Source organism: Vibrio sp. 1249-1 (assembly GCF_033340495.1).
In genome coordinates this window covers 1-614 of sequence record NZ_JAWOWJ010000774.1, presented here as the reverse complement: position 1 = coordinate 614, position 614 = coordinate 1, and the positions used below count along the sequence as shown (strand labels likewise).

Sequence of the window (614 nt, the reverse complement as noted above, 5' to 3'; positions counted from 1 at the left end):
AGCGCCTCTCCTTGTTGGCGGTACTGCTTGGAGACGTTTTTTACACTGACTAATGCGCTCATTGGTCACCTTTCATATGGGGGTTAAGTTGCTGGACAAGTTCATCAACTGACATGTCCAGACGTTGTAATGTATCGGCTATTTGAGGAATTTGCTGTTCAAGAAAGCGAGCCTTTTCCGCAGAGCGCAATTGTTGAATTGCCCCTTGTGCGACAAACATGCCTTGGCCACGTTTTTTCTCCACCAGTCCTTCATCAACAAGTAACTGATAGCCTTTCATGACGGTAAGGTGGTTAATTTTCAGATCGGCAGAGATGCTGCGGACGGAGGGTAAAGCCTCGCCTTCTTTCCAGACGCCCTGCAATATTTGTTGGGTGATCTGATCAGCCAATTGGCGAAAAATCGGTTGGCGATCATGCCAATGCGTCATGATTGGTTTCCTTGGCTGAGTTGGTGTTATATATATGTATAACACCTTGGCGGTGGGATAGAAAGCGCCAATCTTCTTGCGCTGTTTTCTCAATCACTTTTGTCGAAGAAAATTCGACAAAGTTTGCACCAGAGTTTCACACAAAATTTGCACGCAATCGCATACGTTTTTGCCCTTAAAAAAT

General features: G+C 45.3%; 1 protein-coding gene. It reads right to left on the bottom strand.

Annotated elements, in window-relative coordinates; translation table 11 throughout:
• Positions 1-58: 58 nt before the first annotated feature.
• Positions 59-430, bottom strand: coding sequence for a GntR family transcriptional regulator (locus R7Z50_RS28850; RefSeq protein ID WP_023623157.1), 372 nt, complete (start codon positions 428-430; stop codon positions 59-61).
• Positions 431-614: the final 184 nt, after the last annotated feature.